Raw genomic sequence first — 24,390 nt, 5'->3', positions numbered from 1 at the left:
GTGAGGACCGCCGCGGCGCGTGATCTGTGCAACACTGGCTTGCCAGCCCGGCTCGCAGTCCGTGAGACTTGGCTCACTGAGTCCGCCGGCGCCGGCGCCGGACGGTCGGTGCTTCGCCCCCAAAGTCCGGACCCGGCAACGATGCAGGAGTGAAATGTTCGAAAAGATCTTGGTAGCCAACCGTGGCGAAATCGCCATCAGGGCCTTCCGTGCGGCCTACGAACTGGGCGCCAAAACGGTGGCTGTCTTCCCGTATGAAGACCGCAACTCGATCCACCGGCAGAAGGCCGACGAAGCGTATCTGATCGGCGAGCAGGGGCATCCTGTCCGGGCTTACCTCGACGTCAACGAAATCATTCGGGTCGCCAAGGAGTCGGGCGCGGACGCCATCTACCCGGGTTACGGATTCCTGTCCGAGAATCCCGAGCTGGCCCGCGCCGCTGCCGGTGCCGGCATCGCCTTCGTCGGCCCCAAGGCCGATGTGCTGGAGCTCGCGGGTCATAAGGTCCATGCCCTGCAGGCGGCCCGCCGGGCCGGGATCCCGGTGCTGAAGTCCACCGAGCCCAGTGCCGATCCGGAGAAGTTGCTGGCCGAAGCCGAGGAGATCGGCTTCCCGATCTTCGTCAAGGCGGTTGCTGGCGGTGGCGGGCGCGGCATGCGCCGGGTCGACAGCCGCAAGGATCTCCCGGACGCCCTCGCGGCTGCCATGCGGGAAGCCGACACGGCCTTCGGCGATCCGACCGTTTTCCTTGAGCAGGCCGTATTGCGGCCGCGCCACATCGAGGTGCAGATCCTGGCCGACGGGCAGGGCAACGTCATGCACCTCTTCGAACGCGACTGCTCGCTCCAGCGCCGGCACCAGAAGGTCATCGAAATTGCCCCCGCACCCAACCTGGACGAGGGCATCCGGCAGGCACTGTACCGGGACGCGGTCACGTTCGCACAGGCGCTCGGATACACCAATGCCGGCACGGTCGAGTTCCTGGTGGACACGGTCGGTGAACGGGCCGGGCAGCATGTCTTCATTGAGATGAACCCGCGCATCCAGGTGGAGCATACGGTGACCGAGGAGATCACCGACGTCGACCTGGTACAGTCCCAGCTGCGCATCGCCGCGGGCGAGACGCTGGCCGACCTGGGCCTGTCCCAGCAGGCCGTGTCCGTCAACGGCACGGCCATGCAGTCCCGTATTACCACCGAGGACCCGGCCAACGGCTTCCGTCCCGACGTCGGCAAGGTCACCGCCTACCGGTCGGCCGGCGGCGCCGGTGTCCGGCTGGACGGCGGCACCATCTACACCGGGGCCGAAATCAGCCCGCACTTTGACTCGATGCTGGTCAAGCTCACCTGCCGCGGCCGCGACTTCGCGACGGCGGCCGCCCGCGCCAGGCGTGCGCTGGCCGAGTTCCGCATCCGCGGCGTCTCCACCAACATCGCGTTCCTGCAGGCGGTGCTGGAGGACCCGGACTTCCTGGCCGGAAACGTCGCCACCTCGTTCATCGACGAGCGGCCGGAACTGCTCAAGGCCCGGGTCTCGGCCGACCGCGGCACCAAGCTGCTGACCTGGCTGGCGGACGTCACCGTCAACAAACCGCACGGCGAGCTGCCGGTATCCACGGCACCGGTGGAGAAGCTGCCCGAACCCGCCAGGCAGGCGCTGGAGGCCACCGGTGCCCTGACGGCCGTTCCGGCGTCCGGATCCCGGCAGCGGCTGCAGCTACTGGGCCCGGAGAAGTTTGCGGCCGAGCTGCGGGCCCAGACAGCCGTGGCGGTCACGGACACGACCTTCCGTGACGCCCACCAGTCGCTGCTGGCCACCCGGGTACGCACCAAGGACCTGCTCAACGCCGCACCCGCCGTCTCGGCCCTCACCCCGCAGCTGCTCTCGGTCGAGGCGTGGGGCGGCGCAACCTACGATGTCGCGCTGCGGTTCCTGGGCGAGGACCCGTGGGAGCGCCTGGCGGCGCTGCGCCAGGCGATGCCGAACATCTGCCTGCAGATGCTGCTGCGCGGACGGAACACCGTCGGTTATACCCCGTACCCGGAGGAAGTCACCACGGCGTTCGTCCGGGAAGCTGCCGCCACCGGCATCGACATCTTCAGGATCTTCGATGCGCTCAACGACGTCTCCCAGATGGAGCCGGCAATCCGGGCGGTGCGGGAGACGGGAACCGCCGTGGCCGAAGTAGCGCTCTGCTACACCGGAGACCTGCTGGATCCGGCGGAGGACCTGTACACGCTGGACTACTACCTGGAGCTGGCCGGGCGGATCGTCGAGGCCGGGGCGCATATCCTGGCGATCAAGGACATGGCCGGCCTGTTGCGTCCGGCGGCCGCGGCGAAGCTGGTCACGGCGCTGCGCGAGCGCTTCGATCTGCCGGTGCACGTGCATACCCACGACACGGCCGGGGGCCAGCTGGCGACGCTGCTGGCCGCCGTGGATGCCGGTGCAGACGCGGTGGACGTCGCCAGCGCGGCCATGGCCGGCACCACCAGCCAGCCGCCCATGTCGGCGCTCGTGGCGGCGCTGGCGCACACCGAGCGCGACACCGGCCTGGATCTGGCCGCCGTCGGCTCGCTGGAGCCCTACTGGGAGGCGGTCCGCCGCGTGTATGCCCCGTTCGAGTCGGGGTTGCCGGGGCCGACCGGCCGCGTGTACGCGCACGAGATTCCGGGCGGCCAGCTCTCCAACCTGAGGCAGCAGGCCATCGCGCTGGGACTCGGGGAGCGGTTTGAGGCGATCGAGGACATGTACTCCGCCGCGGACAAGATCCTGGGCCGCTTGGTGAAGGTGACCCCGTCGTCCAAGGTGGTGGGCGACCTGGCCCTTCAGCTGGTCGGCGCAAACGTCGATCCGGAGGAGTTCGCGTCCGATCCGGGGAAGTACGATATCCCCGATTCCGTCATTGGCTTCCTCTCCGGCGAGCTGGGCGATCCTCCCGGCGGCTGGCCCGAGCCGTTCCGCACCAAGGCCCTGGCTGGCCGCACCATCAAGCGGCGCGACGAGGAGCTGACGGCCGAGGACTCGGCGGCGCTGGCCGCGGATTCGGCGACCCGGCGCGCGGCCCTGAACCGGCTGCTGTTTGCCGGCCCGGCCAAGGAGTTTGAGAAGATCCGGGACATGTACGGCGACGTGTCCGTGCTGGACACGCTGGACTACCTGTACGGGCTGCAGCCGGGAACCGAACACGTGATCGAGCTTGAGAAGGGCGTCCGCCTGATCGCCATGCTCGGGGCCATCTCCGAGCCGGATGAGAAGGGCATGCGCACCGTGCACTGCACGCTCAACGGCCAGCAGCGCAATGTGATGGTGCGCGACGCCAGCGTGGAATCCGAAGTCAAGGTCGCCGAGAAGGCCGATCCCGCGCAGCCGGGGCACGTGGCGGCTCCGTTCGCCGGCGCCGTCACCGTCCTCGCCAAGGTCGGCGACACCATTAAGGCGGGCGACACGGTGGCCACCATCGAGGCCATGAAGATGGAAGCCGGCATCACCGCTCCCGCCGGAGGCACCGTCACGCGGCTGGCGGTCTCCGCCGTCGAACAGGTCCAGGGCGGGGACCTGCTCCTGGTCATCGACCCGGCGTAGGCCCGAGGCAACCTTCGGGAGGAGACAGGCAGGGCCGCGGCGTGGAAGCCGCGGCCCTGCCTGTCTCGTCGAGGCTACTGACGCACGCCGGCGTAAATCTGCTCCACGTAGTCGTCGAAATCGGCCAGCACCTGCGCCCGCTTGATCTTCAGCGACGGGGTCAGGTGCCCCGATGCTTCCGTGAAGTCGGACGGGATGATCCGGAAGGACTTGATCCCTTCCGCCTGGGAGACGGTCTGGTTGGCGCGGTCGATGAGCGACTGGACCGCCTCCTTCACCACTTCGTGGTCGGCTGCCTGGTCCATGGTGGTGTCGGCCGGCAGGTTGTGGCGGTCCAGCCAGCCGGGCAGGGCCTCCTCGTCCAACGTGATGAGCGCGGAGATAAACGGCCGGTTGTCGCCGATCACCACGCACTGGGAGACCAGCGCATCGGCGCGGATCTGGTCTTCAAGCAGGGCCGGGACGACGTTCTTGCCGCTGGCGGTGACGATGATTTCCTTCTTCCGGCCGGTGATGCGCAGGAAACCGTCAGCGTCCAGTTCGCCGATGTCTCCGGTGCGGAACCAGCCGTCTTCGAAGGCCTCGGAGGTGAGGTCGGGCCGGTTGTAGTAGCCGCGCAGCACGCAGACGCCCTTGGCGAGGATCTCGCCGTCGTCGGCGATTTTGACCGCGTTTCCGGGCAGCGGTGCCCCGACCGAACCGATCTTGACCAGTTTGGGGGTGTTGACGGACACCGGGGCCGTGGTTTCGGTCAGGCCGTAGCCCTCCAGCACCAGAAGGCCGATGCCGTGGAAGAAATGCCCCAGCCGTTCGCCCAGTGGGCCGCCGCCGGAGACCGCGTGCTCGACCCGACCGCCCATCGCTTCGGATCTTGTGGTACACCAGCTTGTCGAAGAGCTTGTGCTTAAGCTTGAGCATCAGCGGCACCTTGCCGGCCTCGTCGGCCCGGGACCAGGCGACGGCCGTGTCCGCGGCGGCGTGGAAGATCTTGCCCTTGCCGGCATCCTCCGCCTTGAGCATGGAGTTGTTGTAGACCTTTTCGAACACCCGCGGGACAGCCAGGATGAACGTCGGGCGGTAGCTTTGCAGATCCGGCAGCAGGTTCTTGATGTCCGGCGTATGCGCCACGGTGGCACCCGCGGCGACGCACAGGACGGAGATAAACCGGGCGAAGACGTGGGCCAGTGGCAGGAACATGATGGTCTGCGCGCCCTCGTGGGCGACGTCCGGCAGCGCCGCCGCGGCGTTCTTGGACAGCTCCACGAAATTTCCGTGGGTGAGTTCGCAGCCCTTGGGCCGGCCGGTGGTGCCGGAGGTGTAGATGATCGTGGCCAGATCGTCCAGATTCGCCGCCGTGCGGCGTTCCTCCACCGTGGCGTCGGGCACCTCCCGGCCGGCGGCGCGGAGCGCGTCCAGCGACTCCTCGCCCAGTTGCCACACGTGTTTCAGGTCCTCCAAGCCTTCGTTGAGGGCGGCCTGGCGGACCTTCGCCTCATGGGAGGCGCTTTCCGCGAAGACTGCCACAGCCCCGGAGTCGCCGAGGATCCAGGCGATCTGGCTGGGGGAGGAGGTCTCATAAATCGGCACCGACACGGCGCCGGCGAACCAGATGGCGAAGTCCACCAGGGACCATTCGTAGCGGGTGCGGGCCATGATGCCCACCCGGTCGCCCGGCTGAACACCGCTGGAGACCAGCCCCTTGGCCAGCCGGGTCACATCCGCGAGGAACTCAGTGGCACGGATGTCCTGCCACGTCCCGGACGGGTCCTTGCGGGAAAACAGGGCCGGATTCGATGCCTTCTGCGCCTGTTCAACCACCAGACCGGCGATATTGGCCTCCCGCGGAACGTCAACCAGGACGGGCACGCTGTATTCGCGCACGATAGCTCCTCACTTCCTCAGCTGTGGCCAGCTCTGTATAGCCTCCCTGACGGAGGGTGCTTTTAGCCTATAACCTAAATCACAACGGATACCGGCAGGTAACCTACGAAACGGTAACGGTCGGGCCCTCCCTGGCCCGGCAGGCCCGCCGCGAGCGGCTGCCTAAGATGGTGGGGTGGAGAACAGCGCCCTGGCGGTGGGCATAGACATCGGCGGCACCAAGGTGGCCGCCGGGGCCGTCGACCGGGCCGGGCGCGTAGTGGCGGAGCTGGTCCGTCCCACGCCGGGACACGATCCGCGGCACGTGGAACACCTCATCTCGGCGATGGTGCGGGAGTTGGCTTCCGAGCACGACGTTGCCGCAGTGGGCGTCGGAGCGGCGGGGTGGATGGACCTTGCCGGGGGAACGGTTCTGTTCAGCCCGCACCTGGCGTGGCGGAATGAACCGCTGCGGGACAACCTGGAGCGGCTGCTGGCCCGGCCCGTCAAAGTGGTCAACGACGCCGACGCCGCCGCGTGGGGGGAGTTCCGCTTTGGCGCCGGGACGGGGGAGCGGCGCCTGGTCTGCATCACCTTGGGCACCGGCATCGGCGGGGCGATGGTGATGGATGGCCGGCTGGAGCGGGGCCGGTGGGGTGTTGCCGGGGAATTCGGGCACCAGGTCATTATGCCCGGCGGGCACCGCTGCGCGTGTGGAAACCGCGGCTGCTGGGAGCAATACGCCTCGGGCAACGCCCTGGGCAGGGAGGCCCGGGAGTTGGCCGCGGCGAACTCGCCCGTGGCGCAGCGTTGGCTGGAGGCCGTGGGCGGAACGGTGGCAGACATCACCGGCGCGGTGGTCACGGATCAGGCGAAACGCGCCGACCCCGCCAGCGTCCGGCTGCTGGAAGAGGCCGGCGAGTGGCTGGGGCTGGGGCTGGCCAATCTTGCCGCGGCGCTGGATCCCGGGCTGTTCGTGATCGGCGGCGGCCTGTGCGAAGCCGGGGACCTGCTGTTGGAGCCGGCCCGCCATGCGCTGCAGCGGAACCTGACCGGTCGCGGGTTCCGGCCGGTGGCTGAGGTTCGGGCGGCCGGCCTGGGACCGAAGGCGGGGATGATCGGCGCCGCGGACCTCGCCCGCGGGGCCTCCGTCTGATTCCACGGCCGGCGCTAGACGCGCGCCCCGTCGTCGTGCCCGTCGCGTTCCGTGGGCAGGCGGAAGAGCAGGTAGGCCGCAGAGGCCACGAAGAGGGCCACCAGCGCCAGCACCGCGGTGAAGGGGGCGCCCGGCCAGAACATGGCGGTCAGCAGCAGGCCCAGCGGGGCCCCCACGGCACCGATCCACGCCAGCACCAGCAGCGGCTCGCCGGCGCCCAGCGGGGCAGGTTCCGGCGGGACGTAGCCCTCGTCGTCGTCCGGTTCGGCGACCGTGTAATCGCGCGGCCCGGGCGGCGCTTCATCCGCCGGGACCTCCGGCAGGCGGTTCTCGAAGATCTCGCGCAGGCGCTGTGCATCGCCGCCGTTGCCGGCCGCGGGCCGCTCCGGGGGCATGCCGTCCGCGTTGCCGGAGTCTGTCTCTTCCAGCCGGGCGACCAGATCCTGCCAGGCGGCGTCGTCCCGGTCCTGGTCATGCCCGGGCATGGGTGGCTCCCGTCTGCCCCGGAGACGCGGCCGCAGTGGCGTGAATGAATTCGGCGGACCGGCGGTAGATCAGCTCGGCGTCGTGGTCCATGGTGGCCACGTGATAGCTGTCCGCCAGCGGCACCACCTCCAGCCGGTCCGTGCCAATCCGCCGCCGGAGCACATCCATGGAAGATTCCGGGACTATGTGGTCCACCGCGGAGCGGAAGACGAGCGTGGGAGCAGTGACGCGTGGCAGGTCGGCCACGACAGTCTTGAAGAGCTGGCCCAGCTGGTGCGCGGCGGCCACCGGGGTGCGTTCATAGGCACCCTCATCCATGCCCGGCTTGTTGATGTCGTTGCCAATGGCCGGCACCGACCGCAGGACATACTTCAACAGGCCCGACAGCGGAGCGCGCCGGTCCGCGATGGTTAGACCCGGGTTGACCAGCAGCACGCCGGAGACCGGACGGTGCGCGGCCAGCCGCAACGCCAGCGCTCCGCCCATGGACAGACCGGCCACGAAGACGTGGCTGCGCTCGCGGGCGAGCTCCGAAAAGGCCTGCTCGGCCGCCCCGTACCAGCTTTGCCAACGGGATGTGGCCAAGTCCTGCCACGTGGTGCCGTGACCGGGCAGCAGCGGCAACCGTACTCCGAAGCCGGCATCGGCCAGGCTTTCCGCCCACCCCCGCATACTGCGCGGGGAACCGGTGAAACCATGCAGCAGGACGACGCCGACGCGGGAATTCGGGCCGTGCCCGGGGCTGGAAAAGACGCCGTCGGCAACAGAAGTCATGGCACTATCGTGTCATTACGGGAGCCGTTCGGCCATCAATAGCCGACCGGTTCCTTTCTCCGGCACCCCCATCCCGCGCAGCCACGCAAAGCCAAAGCTGGAGTAGAGTCTCAAGCGGTATTGGTAAAGCGGCCGGCGGCGGCGGAACGGAAAGGCACACGTGTTCTACTGGTTCATGAAGACCATCGTCGTAGGACCGGTGGTCCGGCTACTCTTCCGGCCATGGGTCAAGGGGCTGGACAATATTCCCGACAGCGGCCCCGCGGTGCTGGCCAGCAACCACCTTTCCTTCTCCGATTCGATTTTCCTGCCCCTCGCGGTGCCCCGGCCCGTGGTGTTCCTGGCCAAGAGCGAGTACTTCACCGGCAAGGGCGCCAAGGGCAAGCTCACCGCGGCTTTCTTCAGGATGACCAACCAGCTTCCAATGGACCGATCCGGCGGAGCGGCCTCGGCCACGTCCTTGCTGGCGGGACGGGACGCGCTGCAGGATGGCGGCCTGCTGGGCATCTACCCGGAGGGCACCCGGTCACCGGACGGAAAGCTATACCGCGGCAAGACCGGCGTGGCCAAGTTGGTGCTGCACACCGGCGTGCCGGTGATCCCGGTGGCGATGATCGGCACGGACAAGGTTCAGCCCATCGGCCGGCGCATCCCCAACATCCGCCGGGTGGGCATCATCATCGGCAAGCCGTTGGACTTCTCCCGCTACAAGGGGCTGGAAGACGACCGGTTCATCCAGCGTTCGGTCACCGACGAGATCATGTACGAGATCATGCGGCTCTCCGGCCAGGAATACGTCGACTCGTACGCCAGCACGGTCAAGGCCAAGCTGACCGCCCGCAAACCGGCCAAGACCGAAAACCAGCGCCACGCCGCCGTCGGCCTGCCGCCGGAGCAACCGGAACCTCCGAAGGCCAAAGCGCCCGGCGCCATCACGGTCATCGGCGGAGCGGACCCCGCCGCGGGACGGGAGCCGGCCGCCGCAGGGCCTGAGCCTGCCGCCGCGGGGTTGGGGCAGGAACAGCCCGAGGCGGACGGGCAGGCTGCCGGCCACGCCGCAGCGGCCACGCCCTCCGGCGCCCTGCCCGACAGCCCGTCCGACAGCACCGCAGGGCACAGCGGCGGAGCGGGCGCGGCCGCGGCGGAAGGACCGGATGCCGGGGGAACAGTCCCGCGATCCGGCCGGAAGGGCCGGCGCTGACGCCGTCGGAATGTGACGCCCGTGTGGCGGCCCATGACCCCTGCACGTGAAGCCAGCGAAGCCGCAGGTCTACGATTGAAGGGTGACCGATACAACCTTCATTTCTTCCGTTCCCGACCAGCTGCCGACGGCAGCGGACTATCCCGGTCTGGATGACTGGCGAGAGCTGCCGGTGGTGCAGCAGCCCACCTGGCACGATCCCTCGGTCTACGCGTCCTCCGTTGCCGAGCTGAACTCCCTGCCGCCGCTGGTCTTTGCCGGGGAAGTCGACGTCCTGCGGGAGCGTCTGGCCCTGGCCGCCGACGGCAAGGCGTTCCTGCTCCAGGGCGGGGACTGCGCCGAAACCTTCGGCGCGGCCACTGCCGACAAGATCAGTGCCCGCGTCAAGACCATCCTGCAGATGGCCGTGGTGCTCACCTACGGCGCCTCGCTGCCCGTGATCAAGATGGGCCGGATGGCCGGGCAGTTCGCGAAGCCCCGCTCGTCCAACGACGAAACCCGTGAAGGCGTGACCCTGCCGGCCTACCGCGGCGACATGGTCAACGGCTTCGAATTCACCCCCGAGTCCCGGGCCCACGATGCCAGCCGGATGGTGCAGGCGTACCACACGTCCGCTTCCACCCTGAACCTGATTCGTGCTTTCACCCAGGGCGGTTTCGCCGACCTGCGCCTGGTGCACCACTGGAACAAGGGCTTCACGGCCAACCCGGCGCATTCGCGCTACGAGTCACTGGCACGGGAAATCGACCGCGCCGTGAAGTTCATGGATGCCTGCGGCGCCGACTTCGACGCCCTCAAGCGGGTCGAGTTCTTCGCCAGCCACGAGGCGCTGGTGCTGGACTACGAGCGCGCGCTGACCCGCATCGATTCACGGACGGGCCTGCCCTACAACACCTCCGGGCATTTCCTCTGGATCGGTGAACGCACCCGCCAGCTGGACGGCGCCCACGTGGACTTCCTGTCCCGGGTGCGGAACCCCATCGGCGTCAAGCTGGGCCCGACCACGTCCGCCGACGACGCCCTGCGGCTGATCGACAAACTGGATCCCGAGCGCGAGCCGGGCAGGCTGACCTTCATCACGCGGATGGGTGCCGGCAACATCCGCCACAAGCTGCCGGAGCTCGTAAAGCGGGTCACCGAGAGCGGCGCCAAGGTGCTCTGGGTGACCGACCCCATGCACGGCAACACGGTCACCTCGCCCAACGGCTACAAGACCCGGAACTTCGACGACGTCATCGAGGAGGTGCGCGGTTTCTTCGACGTGCACCACGAACTGGGCACCTTCCCCGGCGGCCTGCACGTGGAAATGACCGGCGACGACGTGGCGGAGTGCCTGGGCGGCGCCGATCCCATCGATCAGAACGCCTTCCTGGACCGCTACGAGTCCGTCTGCGACCCGCGGCTGAACCACATGCAGTCCCTGGAGATGGCGTTCCTGGTGGCGGGAGCGCTCTCCCGCCAGCGGTAGCCCGCCGCACGCCCGCCGTCCCCGCGCTCCTCAGGACCGGGACGAGATGGAAGGCCCGGAACCAGGTGAACAGGTTCCGGGCCTTCCGGCTTCACGGGACGCGGGCGGGGCGAGCCGCCGGCTTGCTGGCTCAGGCTCTTGCTCGCGCCAGGGACAGCGTCACACCACGGTCAGGGTGATGACCGATCCCTCCGGCAGCGACCCGCTGTCCGGGTCCTGCGTCCGCACGGTGCCGAAGAAGCCGCCGAGGAACTCCTTGACCTTCACCTCGAAGCCCAGGTCCTCCAGCGCGCGCTTCGCCTCGTCGACCTGCCGGCCCACGGTGTCCGGAACCTCGACCATCCGCGGGCCCTTGGAAAGCGTCAGCGTCACGGTGTCACCGCGGATGACCTGTCCTTCGGCCGGCGTCTGCGCCGCGACCGAGCCGGCCGGGACGTTGCGGTCGAACACGGCCTCCGGGGCCACCGCCACCTTCAGGCCGGCGCCTTCCAAGGCTGCGGCGGCGTCGGACTGCGGCTGGCCCACCACCTGCGGCACGCTGAACGGCTTCGGCCCCTTGGAGACCGTGAGCCCGACGGCGGTGCCCCGCCGCAGCTGTTCGCCCTCGCCGGGTTTGTGGCCGAGGACGGTACCCGCCGCTGCTTCTTCGTCGTACTTCTCCTTGACATCACCGGCGGCCAGCCCAGCCTCCTCCAGCGCGGCGGTGGCCTCCTCCACGCTCATGCCCGCCAACGCGGGCACGCCGAAGAGCTCCGGGCCCTTCGAGACCACGAGGGCCACCTGCTCGAAGCGGCGGACTTCGACGGGCGCATCGGGTTCCGTGCCGACGGCTACCCCCGCGGCCAACTTCTCGTCGAAGACTTCCTCGAGCGTGTACTCCAACCCCTGTTCCCGGAGCATGCCCTCGGCTTCGGCCACCGGCTTGCCGGCAACGTCGGGCACGGAAACAATGGCGCCGGGCCCCATGCCGAAGAACCACCCTGCGGCTGCGACCAAGGCGGCCAGGATGGCCAGCACGACAATCCAGATGATGCCCCGGCGCCGGGGATTTCCGCGGCGCAGGTTCTGTTCGGGACGCCGCGATTGGCGGGCGAGTTCCCGCTGGCGCTTCTTGGATTCGCGGGCGGAGAGCGGGCGCTGCTGGCCGGCCGGTGCCGCCGCAGCGGCCTCGCCGGCGCTGAAAACCTGCGTGTGGTTTGCGGAGCGGGAGATGACGGTGGTGCGGTGCGGATCGGACGGGATGACCTGGGTGGATGATGTTCCCGCCGGCTCGGCCCGGGGTGGCCGGGCATCCAGCTGGGCGTCGCTGAGGGATTTGTGCACGTGCCGCAGTTCACCCAGCAGCGCGGCGGCGTCCACCGGCCGCTGGTCCGGATCGGACCCGGTGCACCAGAGCACCAGTTCGTCGAGATCGGGAGCCAGCCCGGGAACCAGGGTTGACGGCGCAGGGACGGTGGAATTGACGTGCTGGAATGCCACCTGGATCGGCACGTCGCCGGTGAACGGCTGACGCCCGGTCAGCATCTCGAACAGCATGATGCCGACCGAGTAGACATCGCTGCGTTCATCGGACGCGGTTCCGGTGACCAATTCGGGCGGCAGGTACGCCACCGTCCCGATCAGGGACCCGGTATTGGTGCTGGTGGTCACGGCGCGCGCCAGGCCGAAGTCTCCGAGCTTGACCCGGCCGTCGTCGGACATCAGCACGTTCTCCGGCTTGATGTCGCGGTGCACCAGACCGGCGGCGTGCGCGGCGGCCAGCCCCTCGATCACAGGATCAAGGACAGCCAGCGCATGCCGCGGCGTCAGCGGAGCGGACTCGTCGAGCAGGTCCCGCAGCGTGTGTCCGGGCACGTATTCCATCGCGAGGTAGGCGACGTTGCCGTCGATGCCCTGGTCGTAGACGCCCACCACATGGGGGTGTGAGAGCCGGGCCGCGGACTTGGCCTCGCGTTCAAACCGTTCCAGGAAGCCGGCGTCTTCCGCCAGGTAGGGATAGAGGACCTTGAGCGCCACATTGCGGTCCAGCCGGGTGTCGGATGCCAGGTAAACGGTGGACATTCCGCCGCGCGCCAGGCGCGAGGCAACCCGGTAGCGCCCGTCGATCAGGGCGCCGACCAGTGAATCAGTTGCCGGTTGCACTCTACGATCCTAAGTCCGATGAGCGAAAGGACCCGAATCCACACCGGGGTTCGGCTCCTTTTGCCACGGGGGCGGTGGCCGCTAGAACTTCTTCATGTGCGATTTAACCGCTGCCACGTAGGCCTTCGTGTCGTTGTACATGCCGTACGTCATCACGCCGTACTGGCCCTGGTAGTAGGACGCAATGGCGATGTCCAGGGACGGGCTGGTGCTCACCAGGGACCGGATGATCGCTACGCCGGCGGTTGCGTTGTCGTAGGGGTCCAGCAGGTTGAGCTTGCGGCCCACCAGGGTCGAGGCCCACTCGCCCGAGGACGGAATGACCTGCATGGCGCCGATCGCGTTGGCCGGCGACACGGCGTCCTGCTGGAAGCCGGATTCCTGGTAGGCGTGCGCCAGGGCGAGCCGCGGGTCCACCCCCATCTTGACGGCCGTCTCGGCGATGATGTCTTTCATCTGCGCCTGGGTGGGCTGCGGGGTGGAGAGCAGCAGGCGCTTGTTCTCGTTCGCCTTGCCCACCACGGCGGCCGGGTAGGTGTAGTGCAGGAAGGTACTGGGAACCAGCGGCTGGGCCGACGCGGTCCCCACAGTCGACGTCGTGGTTTGCGCACCGCCGGGGACGCTGATCTTCTGGCCCGGGTGGATGATCGACGTCGACTTCAGGCCGCTGGACTGCAGCAGGCTGGACAGGGTCACGTTCAGCTTGGCGGCAATGCCGGAAAGCGTATCGCCGGACTTGACCGTATAGCTGCCCGCGCCGGTGGCTGCGCCGTTGTTGGCCGGGGCCTTGGACGACGCCGACGCGCTGGTAACCGACGAACCGCTCACCTTAATTTTTTGGCCCGGGTAAATGACCGAGGTGACCTTGAGGTTGTTGGCGGAGAGGACGGCGCCCAGGCTCATGCCGTGGCGGGCGGCGATGCCGGAGAGGGTATCGCCCGGCCTGACCGTGTAGCTTCCGGTGCCGGAGGGCGCGACCGACGTGGTGGAAGGTTTCGCCTGCGCGGCCGGAGCGGGCGAGGCGCTGGAGGTCTTGGTCGCGCCGTTGACCGAGATCTTCTGGCCCGGGTAGATGATCGAGCTGATCTTGAGGTTGTTGGCGGAGAGGAGGGCGCCCAGGCCCATGCCGTGCTTGGCGGCGATGCCGGAGAGGGTGTCGCCCGACTTGACCGTGTAGCTGCCGTTACCGGCGACGGTTTTGGCGGAAGGTTTCGCCCGGACAACGGCCGAGGCGGCCGAGACCTGGGCGGCGCCGCCGTTGACCGAGATCTTCTGGCCCGGGTAGATGATCGAGCTGATCTTGAGGTTGTTGGCCGAGAGCACGGCGCCCAGGCTCATGCCGTGCTTGGCGGCGATGCCGGAGAGGGTATCGCCGGACCTGACGGTGTAGCTGCCGGAACCCGACGAGGACTGCTTCGCGGCGTTGCCGGAGGACTTGGCGGCCGAGCCGCCCAGCTTGATCTTCTGCCCCGGGTGAATGATGGTGCTGGCACTGAGGCCGTTCAGCGACAGTACCTTCTGCGTGGAGAGGCCGTACCGGGCCGCGATGCCGCTGATCGTCTCGCCGGCCCTCACCGTATGGACGGCGGGAGTGTTCTGCGCCCGCAGGGAAGCGGGCAATCGGGCGGCAACCTGGGAAGCGGGAATGAAAGCGGTCGCCGGAACCGTAACGCCCGGAATCGCCGCCTTGGGCTGCAGCGCAGAGCGCGGCGGCAGCTCGGCTGCCTGGGCCGGCATGGCCAAGGCAGCGGAGGACAGCACGACGGCGGGAATCGCCGCGGTTGCTGCCGCGGACAGTAGTACCCGGCGGGGCTGGCTGCGGTCGTTGCGCGTGATCGGGCGCTGATCGGTCATTGGTGTCCCTCATCCTTGTTCTGCGGCCTGGCGAGCGTCCCCCAACGGGCCGCACAGTGGTACTGGTGTGCCGTTTGTTATCGATGTGAAAGCTGTTACTCAAGTGAATTTACACTATCGACGCATAACACAAAAGCCACCGGCGGAGAATGAAGAATGAAGGCGGCGTGTCGAAAAGGAAATGGCTCCGCGGGGGCCGCCGTGGCACCCTTATACGGTGAGTGAACTTGAAGAACTGATTACCGACTGGCTGCCCCTTCCCGACGTCGCCGAACAACTGGACGTCTCCATTAAAAAGGTGCACGCCCTGCTCGAAGAACGCGCCTTGGTGGAGGCGCGCGTGGGGGAGCGCAGGATCCGCTCGGTGCCGGCGGCGTTCCTGGTCGGCGGGACCGTGCTCGAAAGCCTCAAGGGGACCCTGGCGGTGCTGTCCGACGCCGGCTACAGCGATGAGGAAGCCCTGGTCTGGCTCTTCACCGCCGATGACTCGCTGCCCGGCCGGCCCATCGACGCGCTGCGCGAGGGCCGCAAAACCGAGATCCGCCGCCGCGCCCAGGCGCTCGGCTGGTAGGGACCCGGTAGCCGGCGCAATTGCCCAACCCGCGGGGGTCGGGCCCCGGGCTGCCGGCTCAGGCGCTGCGGCGCACCGCTGCGTCGGCCAGCATGCCCAGGGCCTGCCGCACACCGTCGGCCACCGGCAGGGCCGCCAGGGCCGCCTCGACCGCGGCGGTCCGGTCGGCAATCATTTGCTCGGCGGCAGCCAGGGCGCCGCTTCCGGTGATCAGGTCCCGCAGTTCTTCCACCGCCGCGTCCGAGAGTTCCGGTGAACCCAGCCGGGTCTCCAGCAGGGCGCGTTCGGCCGGCGTGCAGTGGTTGAGCGTGTGCGCAATCAGGACCGTGCGTTTGCCTTCCCGCAGGTCGTCCCCGGCCGGCTTGCCGGTGGTGGCCGGATCGCCGAACACGCCCAGCACGTCGTCGCGGATTTGGAAGGCCTCGCCCAAGGGCAGCGAGAATGCCTCGTAGGCCTCCAGCAGGCCGGTAGAAGCGCCGGCCAGCGCACCGCCCACGCTCAGGGGATGCACGGTGGAGTACTTGGCCGACTTGTAGCGGAGGATCTGCAGCGCGCGGTCCACGGCGGCTTCGGCCGGGCGCCCCGGTCCGGCAGCTTCCTCCAGCAGGTCCAGATACTGCCCGGCCATGACCTCCGCGCGCATGCGGTTGAAAATTGCGCGGGCCGGCGTTCCTGACGCGGACTCCGCCCCGATGCCGGCAAAGACTTCTTCGCTGAGGGACAGGCAGAGGTCGCCGGCCAGCAGGGCGGCGGCCTGCCCGTAGCGCTCGGCGTCCAGCGCCCAGCCGTTGAGCCGGTGCTGCTGCTCAAATCGCCGGTGCACGCTCGGGCTGCCCCGCCGGGTGTCCGAGCGGTCGATGATGTCGTCGTGGATCAGTGCCGCGGCCTGGAAGAGCTCCAGCGCGACTCCCGCCTGAACGGCCTGGCCGGCGAGCACGGACCCCCCTGCCCCGCGCCAGCCCCAGTAGGCCAACAACGCCCGGAGGCGCTTGCCGCCCGCGGTGAGGTCGGTGATGGCCTCCACCAGCGGTGCCGCGTCCGGGGCCGCATCCTGCAGCAGGTCCTTCTGTCCGGCCAGGAACTCCCGGAGCAATCCGGCCACGGCCTGCCGGAAGTCTTCCTGTTCCGCCGCGCTCGTTGTGGTCGCAGAGGGTTCCATGCCGTTACCTCCGGTCTGCCCGTGCGGGGAGGGATTCGTCAGGGCGGTACAGCATGCGGCGGAGCTCCTCGCGGTGGTACTGATGTCTGCAGCCAGTCTAGACAATCCCGCCGGGCCGCCGGGCCGCCCGCCCGCAGCTTCGGCCGCACCGCAGGCGGCAGCCAGCCTACGATAGTGCTGTGACCTCCCCGGACCAGCACAACTGCACCATTCTCCACGTGGACATGGACGCCTTTTTCGTGGGTGTGGAGTTGCTGGAGCGGCCGGAGCTGGTCGGGAAGCCGGTCATCGTGGGATCCGCCTCGGGCCGGGCGGTGGTGCTCTCGGCGTCGTACGAGGCCCGCAAATACGGTGTCCGCTCGGCGATGCCGATGGCACGGGCCCGCATGCTCTGCCCGCAGGCGCTCATCATTGAACCCAGCCACGGCAAGTACCAGCAGGCCTCGACCCGGATCATGGCGATCTTCCGGGAAATCACGCCGTACGTGGAACCGCTCAGCGTCGACGAAGCCTTCCTCGATGTGGCCGGTGCCCGCCGGCGGCTGGGCGAACCGCTGGAGATCGGCGCGCTGATCCGCCGTAGGATCTCGGCCGAGCTGGGACTGACCGCGACGGTGGGCATCGCCACGACCAAGTTCGTGGCCAAGATAGCCTCTACGCACGCCAAGCCGGACGGCCTGCTGCTCATACCCGAGGCCGAGACGGTCGACTTCCTGCATTCCCTGCCGGTGGGCGCCCTGTGGGGAGTCGGCGCCAAGACGCGGGAGGTCCTGGCCCGCCTTGGCATCCGTACCGTTGCCGATGTGGCACACACGCCGCCCGCGGCGCTGCACCGCGTCCTGGGAGCCACCGGCGACCACGTCCATCGGCTGGCCTGGGGAATGGACGACCGGGCGGTCACCCCTGAACGGGTGGAGAAAAGCATAGGTGCCGAAGAAACCTTCGAAAAGGACGTCGACGACGACGAGGTGCTCGAGCGCGAGCTCCTGCGGCTGGCCTACCGGACGGCCGCCAGGCTCCGCGCCGGGAACATGCGCGCCGGAACCATAGCGTTGAAACTCAGGTATTCCGACTTCACCACCTTGAACCGGTCACGGAAGCTGCCAGCGCCCTCGAACAGCGCCCAGCAGTTGCAGGCCGCCGCTGCGGCGCTTTTGTCGGCCCTCGGCGAGCGGCCGCAGGCGGTCCGGCTCATCGGGTTGCGGGCGGAGCAGTTGGAGGACGCCGGCCGGGGCGGCCAGCAGTTGAGCTTCGACGGCCACGAAGACACGTGGCACAGCGCCGAACAGGCCCTGGACGAGGTGAACCGGAAGTTCGGCGGCGCGGGGATTGTGCCTGCCTCGCTGCTGAAGTCCGGGCCCCGCAAGCCGGCGGAGCAGGGCCCGGAATCCCGCCGCCGGCCGGGCCGGGGCCAGGGTGCGTGAAATCGGGGCGGGTGGGATCACAGGTGGGTCATCGTGGCTTTTGATTGCAGGCTTTGCGCTCTATTCTTAGTAGCAGAGGTCAATTCGGTTCCGGTTGGTTTCAGGAACTCTTGTCCCGCGGAGTTCGTTGTACGCTATGCACCCTTGGGGGACTGGAACAAAGGAGGCTCAGATGCCACTCTCAGAGCATGAACAGCGGCTGCTGGAACAACTGGAGCAGCAGTTGCATGCTGATGACCCGAAGTTTGCCAGCCACATGGAATCGGCCAGCGGCCGATCGTTGTCGACGCGCCACATCGTCGTGGGCTCACTCGTCGCGATTGCCGGAATCCTGGTCCTGCTCACCGGCATCCTCAGCCAGATCATCGCCGTCGGAGTCCTGGGATTCGTCATCATGGGTGCCGGCGTCTACTGGGCCACCACGCGTCGCGCCGGGGCAGGGTCGCCGCGGGCGACCGGCACCAGGCAGACTTCCTCATCGAAGGGCGGCTTCATGGCCAGCCTCGAGGAGCGGTGGGACGAGCGGCATCACGGCGAAGACCGCTGACATAAGACCCGGCCGCCGGAGCAACCGTTGAGGCTCCTCCACTTCGCCCCACCCGGCGGCTAGCGGCCGAAGGCACGAAGGCAAGACCCGTCAAACGTCGGGTCTTTTCGTGTTTAAAGGCCCCGTGTGGGCCGGATCCGGCCCGTTTCCCGGCGCAACGGCCGCATCGGCCGGCCTGGACGCGATCCAACAGGAAACTTCTACTGCCGGGGTTCCCAGACCCTCCACTTTCCCTCCACTCTGCTCCACCCGCCTGCTTCCGCGCCCCCACGCGGAGGGCACCGAACATTTCCAGCTACAAAAGGGGCCGGAAGTAGTTGACTGTGGCGTGATGTGGAGTAAAGTGGAGGACATAAGAGGGTAGTGGTGACGCAGGGGGCGACGGTCTCCTCCAATCGGCAGGGCGGTGGCGATGTTCCTCGGGACACACTCGCCGCGGCTCGACGAGAAGGGGCGCCTGATACTTCCCGCAAAGTTCCGCGAGGAGCTTGCCGATGGACTCGTCCTGACGAGAGGCCAGGAGCGTTGCATCTACGTCTTCAGCCAGAAGGAATTCGAGCGGGTCCACGAGGAGATGCGGAAGGCTCCGATATCTTCCCGCCACGCCCGTGACTACATTCGCGTCTTTCTGTCAGGAGCCTCTGACGAAGTTCCGGATAAGCAGGGCCGGGTCACCATCCCGCCGGCACTGCGGACCTATGCAGGGCTGGACCGGGAGCTGGCGGTCATCGGTGCGGGAACCCGCGCTGAGATCTGGGATGCCCGGGCCTGGGACGACTACCTCCAGGAGCAGGAAACCGCCTTCTCCGAAACAGACGAAGACGTATTGCCCGGAGTCTTTTGACCCCGGCACGACAAACAGCACACGCGGCACGGACGTTCTTGGATGAGATCTCCAGCCGCCCGGCAGGTCCAACCTGGCTCACCTTCCCCGGAGCCAGGCGGGACAGGCCAGGCGCGGATGGGGATCTGGTTCAAGGACTTTCGGACTTAAAGACTCCAGCGACCAACCGGTCCCGGGCACCAGCAGGAAAGAAGGCTTCAGGATGAACAGCGAGCGGCCGGCAGGGGAGCGCCACATTCCGGTGCTCCGCGACCGCTGCATCAACCTGCTCGCCCCGGCCGTCGAACGTGCGGTGGCCGAACGCGGCCGCGCCGTCGTCGTCGATGCGACGCTCGGCATGGGCGGGCATTCGGAGGCCTTGCTGCAGCGTTTTCCGCAGCTGCATCTGATCGGGATCGACCGGGACGAACAGGCGCTGGCGTTGGCCGGAGAGCGGCTGCGCCGCTTCGCGGAGCGCACCGATCTGGTTCACGCGGTGTACGACGAGATCGCCGACGCGGTTGACGACCTCGGCGTCGGCCAGATCGACGGCGCGCTGTTCGACCTGGGCGTCTCCTCGCTCCAGCTGGACGAGCGGGACCGCGGCTTCGCCTATTCCTACGACGCGCCCCTGGACATGCGGATGGACACCAGCCGGGGCATGACTGCCGCGGACATTGTCAACACGTATGCCGAGGCGGACCTGGTGCGCATCATCCGGCGCTGGGGCGAAGAGAAGTTCGCCGGACGCATCGCCTCCAGCATTGTGGCAGCCCGCGACGAGGCCCCGCTGACCACCACGGGCCAACTCGTGGACGCGATCCGCAAGGTCGTGCCGGCTGCTGCGGCGCGGACCGGCGGCCATCCGGCGAAACGCACCTTCCAGGCACTGCGGATCGAGGTCAACGAGGAGCTGGACGTGCTCGAGCGGGCCTTGCCGGCCGCCATCGACGTGCTGGCGCTGGGCGGCCGGATCGTCGTGATGTCCTACCACTCGCTGGAGGACAAGATCACCAAGGCCGTTTTCGGACAGCTCTCGAAGTCATCCGCACCCCGCGGGTTCCCCGTCGAGCTGGAAGAACACAAGCCGCAGCTGAAGACCCTGACCAAGGGCACCGAAGTGCCGACGGCGGCAGAGATTGCAGAAAACCCGCGGGCGGCTTCGGCCAAGCTGCGGGCGGTAGAACGGATCCGGAACAGGAGCGCAAAATGAGTGCCAGTGCCCACGCGGCCCGTCCCGACCAGCATCAGTACGTGCACGGCAGTGCCGTGCCGGCCCGAGGTCCCGCAGCGGCGCCCCGGCAGGCCCCCCGCCGCACCCCGCTCTCCGTCGTACCCAACAGCCCGACGCGCAAGCGCGTGCCGTTCGCCCTGTTCTGTTTCACGGTTCTGGTGCTCGCGCTCGGCAGCGTCCTGATGCTGAACATCTCGGTCTCCAGCGGGCAGTACAAACTGGTGGAGCTGCGCAACGAGCAGGTCTCCCTGGCCCAGGCGAACGAAAAACTGACACAGCAACTCGAAAACCACCAGGCTCCCCAGAATCTTGCCGCGAAGGCGGCAGAATTGGGGATGGTAACGTCTCCGTCGGTCGGCTCCATCAATCTGGAGAGCCAGAAGGTCACCGGGAAGCCGAAGGCGGCGGAACCAGGCGCAGCCCCGGAGCTGTTGGTGGCCCAGCCGGAAAATCCGGTCCAAAAGCCGGCCGCGAAGGATGAAGCCGGGAAGAAGGACGGCACCCCCGCGGCGGCGAAGGAACCGGCGAAACCTGCTGCCGCTGCTGAAGCCGGTGCAGAAGAAGGCGCGGCACCGAAACCCGCCGAAAAGCAGCTGAACGGCGGCAGCATCCCGGCGCCGAAGCAACAGACAGGCCAGTAATCGCCCGGCAACGCAAACGAGGTACCTGTGGCAGCACCAACAGCCGACCGGCAGCACCCCAACCGCACGGCGAGGGCTACCAGGAGGCTCCGGGCCGGGCTGGCGATGGTGCTGATCCTGCTGGTCATTCTCGGGGCCCGTCTGTTCCAGCTGCAGGGGCTGGACACCGCTGGCATGGCCCAGGCGGCGGTGGACAAGCGCCTGCGCACCGTCGACCTGCCCGCGCTCCGCGGCGAGATCCTGGACGCCAACAACAACGTGCTCGCCCGCAGCGTGCAGCGGTTCGACGTGGTGGTGGACCAGCGGCTGGTCGAGGACTACACCCGGTTCGATCCGATCAGCCAAAAGTCCGAGGACGTCAAGATCGCCGACGCCATCGCCGAGCTGGCCGGCATCCTGGGCCAGGACGTGGAGACCGTCACCAAAGCGGTCACCGGCGACAAACCCTTTAATTACGTGGCCAAGTCGGTCACCCCGGAAGTCCAGCAGAAGATCGAGGAGCTGGCCTTTCCCGGGCTGTCCGCGCGCGCGACCACCATCCGCAACTACCCGGCAGGGGCGGTGGCCGGCTCGGTGGTCGGATTCATGCGGTCGGATGGCGTGCCGCTCGAAGGCATCGAGGCCTCGCAGAACGACGTCCTCTCCGGGACGCCGGGCACGAAGACCTACGAAATCGGCGCCGACGGCATCCGCATACCGGTCGGCACCTATGAAGAAGTCCCGGCCGTGGATGGCCAAAGCGTGCGACTGACCCTCAATACCGACATCCAGTGGTACGCCCAGGAAGTCATCGCCGAGACCGTGCGGGATTACGGCGCCGACTACGGTACCGTCGTCGTCCTCAATGCCAAGACCGGCGACCTGATCGCGCTGGCGGACTCCACGACGGTGGACCCCAATGACCCGGGCGCCACTCCGGACAGCGAACGGCAGTCGATGGCTGTGACACGTGCCTTCGAGCCGGGGTCCACTACCAAGATGATCACCATGGCGGCCGCGATCGAAGAGGGCATCACGACCCCGGCGTCGCGATACACCATCCCGCCCAAGTACACGGTCAACGGCCAGACCTTCCAGGACGCGACACCGCACGGCACCCTGACGCGCACCACGGCCGGCATCTTCGCGCAGTCGCTCAATACCGGCACCACCATGATCGGCCAGCAGTTGACGCGGCAGCAGCGCTACGACTACCTGCGGAAGTTCGGCATCGGCCAGCGCTTCGACATCGGCATCAACGGCGCCACCGCCGGCCTGCTGGCCGAGCCGGAGACGTGGGACGGGCGGCAGGAGTTCACCGTCCTCTTCGGCCAGGGCCTCGCTCAGACGGCCCTCCACACCGCCGTGGCCTTCGGGACCATCGCCAACAACGGCGTGCTGATGCAGCCGCGGCTGATCGACGCCTATATCGATCCGAACGGCACCGAGCACGAGGTGCCGGTCGAGAAGGGCAGCCGGGCGGTTTCCAAGAAGACCGCCAACCTGGTGCAGGACATGCTGGAAACCAACTCGAAGTACCACAGCGGCAAGCCCGGTAACATTAAGGAGTATCGGATCGGGGTCAAGACGGGTACAGCCGAAGCACCGGCCGCCGACGGGGGATTCAGCGGCTACACCATTTCGATGGCCGGCATCGCCCCGATGGAGGATCCGCAGTTCGTCGTCGTGGCGACCATCCAGCGGCCGCAGGGCGGGGTGCTGACGCTGTCGGCCGGACCGACGTTCAAGAAGGTCATGACGCAGGTCCTCAACGCCTACGACGTGCCGCCGTCCACCAGCAAACGGGTCGACCTGCCGCTGGAATGAGCCAACCTGGAGAATATGTGAGTTCCACTGCCGAGCAGCCCCACCGGTCCGCCTCGCCCTTGCGGCCCCCAACGGTCAGGCCGGTCCGGCTGGCGGCGCTGAGCGGCATGCTGCAGCACCGCGGGCTTCCCGTACCCGAGGGCGGCCCGGGGTCGGAGGACCTGACCTTTACCGGCATCACCATAGATTCGCGTTCCGTCGAGCCGGGGGACCTGTATGTCGGCCTGCCCGGAGCCCGCCGGCACGGCGCCGACTTCGCCGCCCAGGCCGAAGCGGCCGGAGCGGCGGCCATCCTGACCGATGACGACGGCGCCCGGCGGGCAGCCGGCCTGGCTCCGGGCCTGCCCGTGCTGCGGTCGCGGGACCTGCGTGCACTCGTGGGGCCGCTGGCGGCCGCCGTCTACCGCAGCCAGCCGGCGGGCGGACAGGCGCCGGCGCTGTTTGGCGTCACCGGAACCAACGGCAAGACCACCACCACCTACTTCATCAAGTCCCTGCTGGAGGCGCTGGGCCTCAGCACCGGACTGATCGGAACCATCGAGATCACGGCCGGTTCCGAACCGATTCCCAGCGCCCTGACCACGCCGGAATCGCCCGAGGTGCACGGGTTGCTGGCCCTGATGCGCGAACGCGGGCTGGACGCGGCGGCCATGGAGGTCTCCTCGCATGCCATTTCCTTCCGGCGGGTCGATGCCGTCCGGTTCGACGTGGCCGGCTTCACCAATCTCACCCAGGACCACCTGGACCTGCACGGGAGCATGGACGAGTACTTCGAGACCAAGGCCCGCCTGTTCAGCCCGGAGCGGTCCGGCCACGCGGTCGTCTGCGTCGACGACGACTGGGGCCGCCGGCTCGCCGGCCAGGCCCGGGCCGCCGGAGTCCCGGTGGCCACCCTGGCCACCCAGGGCGGCAACGCCGACTGGTCCGTCCGCAACCCGGTTCGGGAGGGCCTGGGGCACCGGTTTGAACTGCACGGGCCCGACGGCGTGGTGCTGCGGTTGCACACCGGGTTGCCCGGCTCGTTCAACATCTCCAACGCCGCGCTGGCCGTGGTGATGGTGGCGGCCTCCGGCACCCCTCCGGTGCGGCTCCAGCAGGCGCTCGACACGGCGGATCCGCTGACCGTGGAGGTTCCCGGCCGGATGCAGGTGCTCAGCGGCAACCCGGCAGCGATCGTTGACTTCGCTCACAATCCCGACGCGCTCGAGCGGACCCTGGCCTCGGTGCGCCGCCCCGACCCCGGGTCACGCGTGATCGTGGTGTTCGGAGCCACCGGGGAACGCGATCAAACCAAGCGCCCGCTGATGGGGGCGATCGCCGCCCGGCTCGCCGACGTCGTCATCGTCAGCGACGACGACCCGCACGGCGAGGACGCCGCCCGCATCCGCGCGGATGTGCTGTCCGGCGCACGCGCCGCGGTCGAACGGGAGCAGCTGCCGGCCGACATTATCGAAGTCTTCCCCCGTGCGGAGGCCATCGAGCGGGCCGTGGCCCTGGCGGCGCCCGGTGACACGGTCCTCGTCGCCGGCCGCGGCCATGAGGTCTGGCAGGAGGTCAACGGCCAGAACCTGGCCCTCGACGACCGGGAGGAACTGCGCGCGGCCCTGCACCGGCACGGATTCGAAGTGCTCTCCCCGAACGCGGTAGAGTCCTAGATC

At 68.4% G+C, this 24,390-nt stretch carries 16 protein-coding genes and 2 pseudogenes; 12 read left to right on the top strand and 6 right to left on the bottom strand.

Annotated elements, in window-relative coordinates; genetic code table 11:
* Window positions 1–154 precede the first annotated feature (154 nt).
* On the top strand, window positions 155–3,586 hold the full coding sequence (locus AC5RTY_RS08040; protein WP_494013797.1) for a pyruvate carboxylase: 3,432 nt from the start codon (window positions 155–157) through the stop codon (window positions 3,584–3,586).
* A gap of 74 nt (window positions 3,587–3,660) precedes the next feature.
* Here AC5RTY_RS08040 and AC5RTY_RS08035 read toward each other — a convergent pair.
* Window positions 3,661–5,467: pseudogene (locus tag AC5RTY_RS08035) on the bottom strand (AMP-dependent synthetase/ligase).
* A gap of 175 nt (window positions 5,468–5,642) precedes the next feature.
* Here AC5RTY_RS08035 and AC5RTY_RS08030 point away from each other — a divergent pair.
* Window positions 5,643–6,602 (top strand): ROK family glucokinase, encoded by a 960-nt coding sequence (locus AC5RTY_RS08030; protein ID WP_494013798.1) that lies wholly within the window; start codon window positions 5,643–5,645, stop codon window positions 6,600–6,602.
* Between the two features lie 14 nt (window positions 6,603–6,616).
* Here AC5RTY_RS08030 and AC5RTY_RS08025 read toward each other — a convergent pair whose 3' ends face one another.
* The gene (locus tag AC5RTY_RS08025; RefSeq protein WP_493999451.1) at window positions 6,617–7,087 is read right to left on the bottom strand and encodes a hypothetical protein; all 471 of its coding nucleotides are present in this window, start codon (window positions 7,085–7,087) and stop codon (window positions 6,617–6,619) included.
* Window positions 7,074–7,862: an alpha/beta hydrolase gene (locus tag AC5RTY_RS08020; protein WP_493999452.1), complete on the bottom strand. Its 789-nt coding sequence runs from the start codon at window positions 7,860–7,862 to the stop codon at window positions 7,074–7,076. The genes AC5RTY_RS08025 and AC5RTY_RS08020 overlap by 14 nt, the downstream gene beginning before the upstream one ends.
* Before the next feature lie 160 nt (window positions 7,863–8,022).
* Here AC5RTY_RS08020 and AC5RTY_RS08015 point away from each other — a divergent pair.
* Both AC5RTY_RS08015 and AC5RTY_RS08010 read left to right on the top strand, forming a co-directional pair.
* Window positions 8,023–8,709: pseudogene (locus AC5RTY_RS08015) on the top strand (lysophospholipid acyltransferase family protein); the annotation flags it as partial.
* Between the two features lie 436 nt (window positions 8,710–9,145).
* A complete protein-coding gene (locus tag AC5RTY_RS08010; protein WP_493999453.1) occupies window positions 9,146–10,531 on the top strand; it encodes a class II 3-deoxy-7-phosphoheptulonate synthase in 1,386 nt (461 codons plus the stop codon).
* Window positions 10,532–10,690: 159 nt separating this feature from the next.
* Here AC5RTY_RS08010 and pknB read toward each other — a convergent pair whose 3' ends face one another.
* Window positions 10,691–12,673 carry a Stk1 family PASTA domain-containing Ser/Thr kinase gene (gene pknB / locus AC5RTY_RS08005; protein WP_494013799.1) on the bottom strand — a complete coding sequence of 661 codons (1,983 nt, stop codon included), beginning with the start codon at window positions 12,671–12,673 and terminating at the stop codon, window positions 10,691–10,693.
* An 81-nt stretch (window positions 12,674–12,754) separates the two neighbouring features.
* Entirely contained in the window at window positions 12,755–14,527 is a 1,773-nt protein-coding gene (locus AC5RTY_RS08000; protein ID WP_494139337.1) for a LysM peptidoglycan-binding domain-containing protein, read from the bottom strand.
* 217 nt (window positions 14,528–14,744) lie between these two features.
* Here AC5RTY_RS08000 and AC5RTY_RS07995 point away from each other — a divergent pair, with 217 nt between their 5' ends.
* Window positions 14,745–15,098 (top strand): Rv2175c family DNA-binding protein, encoded by a 354-nt coding sequence (locus tag AC5RTY_RS07995; RefSeq protein ID WP_494014841.1) that lies wholly within the window; start codon window positions 14,745–14,747, stop codon window positions 15,096–15,098.
* Window positions 15,099–15,156: 58 nt separating this feature from the next.
* Here AC5RTY_RS07995 and AC5RTY_RS07990 read toward each other — a convergent pair whose 3' ends face one another.
* The gene (locus tag AC5RTY_RS07990) at window positions 15,157–16,257 is read right to left on the bottom strand and encodes a polyprenyl synthetase family protein (protein ID WP_493999457.1); all 1,101 of its coding nucleotides are present in this window, start codon (window positions 16,255–16,257) and stop codon (window positions 15,157–15,159) included.
* 179 nt (window positions 16,258–16,436) lie between these two features.
* Here AC5RTY_RS07990 and dinB point away from each other — a divergent pair, with 179 nt between their 5' ends.
* The 7 genes from dinB (at window position 16,437) to AC5RTY_RS07955 (ending at window position 24,387) form a co-directional block, all read left to right on the top strand.
* A complete protein-coding gene (gene dinB, locus AC5RTY_RS07985) occupies window positions 16,437–17,681 on the top strand; it encodes a DNA polymerase IV (RefSeq protein WP_494013800.1) in 1,245 nt (414 codons plus the stop codon).
* Between the two features lie 172 nt (window positions 17,682–17,853).
* Window positions 17,854–18,228: an SCO2097 family morphological protein gene (locus tag AC5RTY_RS07980; RefSeq protein WP_493999458.1), complete on the top strand. Its 375-nt coding sequence runs from the start codon at window positions 17,854–17,856 to the stop codon at window positions 18,226–18,228.
* A gap of 412 nt (window positions 18,229–18,640) precedes the next feature.
* Window positions 18,641–19,072, top strand: a complete 432-nt coding sequence (gene mraZ / locus AC5RTY_RS07975; protein ID WP_493987551.1) for a division/cell wall cluster transcriptional repressor MraZ — start codon at window positions 18,641–18,643, stop codon at window positions 19,070–19,072.
* Between the two features lie 202 nt (window positions 19,073–19,274).
* Entirely contained in the window at window positions 19,275–20,264 is a 990-nt protein-coding gene (gene rsmH / locus AC5RTY_RS07970; protein WP_493999459.1) for a 16S rRNA (cytosine(1402)-N(4))-methyltransferase RsmH, read from the top strand.
* Window positions 20,261–20,926 carry a cell division protein FtsL gene (gene ftsL, locus AC5RTY_RS07965; protein WP_494025803.1) on the top strand — a complete coding sequence of 222 codons (666 nt, stop codon included), beginning with the start codon at window positions 20,261–20,263 and terminating at the stop codon, window positions 20,924–20,926. The genes rsmH and ftsL overlap by 4 nt, the downstream gene beginning before the upstream one ends.
* 27 nt (window positions 20,927–20,953) lie before the next feature.
* Complete coding sequence (locus AC5RTY_RS07960; RefSeq protein ID WP_494013802.1) at window positions 20,954–22,732, top strand: peptidoglycan D,D-transpeptidase FtsI family protein; 1,779 nt, start codon at window positions 20,954–20,956, stop codon at window positions 22,730–22,732.
* The gene (locus tag AC5RTY_RS07955) at window positions 22,729–24,387 is read left to right on the top strand and encodes a UDP-N-acetylmuramoyl-L-alanyl-D-glutamate--2,6-diaminopimelate ligase (RefSeq protein WP_494025804.1); all 1,659 of its coding nucleotides are present in this window, start codon (window positions 22,729–22,731) and stop codon (window positions 24,385–24,387) included. The genes AC5RTY_RS07960 and AC5RTY_RS07955 overlap by 4 nt, the downstream gene beginning before the upstream one ends.
* Window positions 24,388–24,390: the final 3 nt, after the last annotated feature.

It is taken from the genome of Arthrobacter sp. Y3224055 (genome assembly GCF_059090825.1).
The sequence above is the reverse complement of the archived record's forward strand: the minus strand, read 5'-3'. Positions and strand labels throughout refer to the sequence as shown.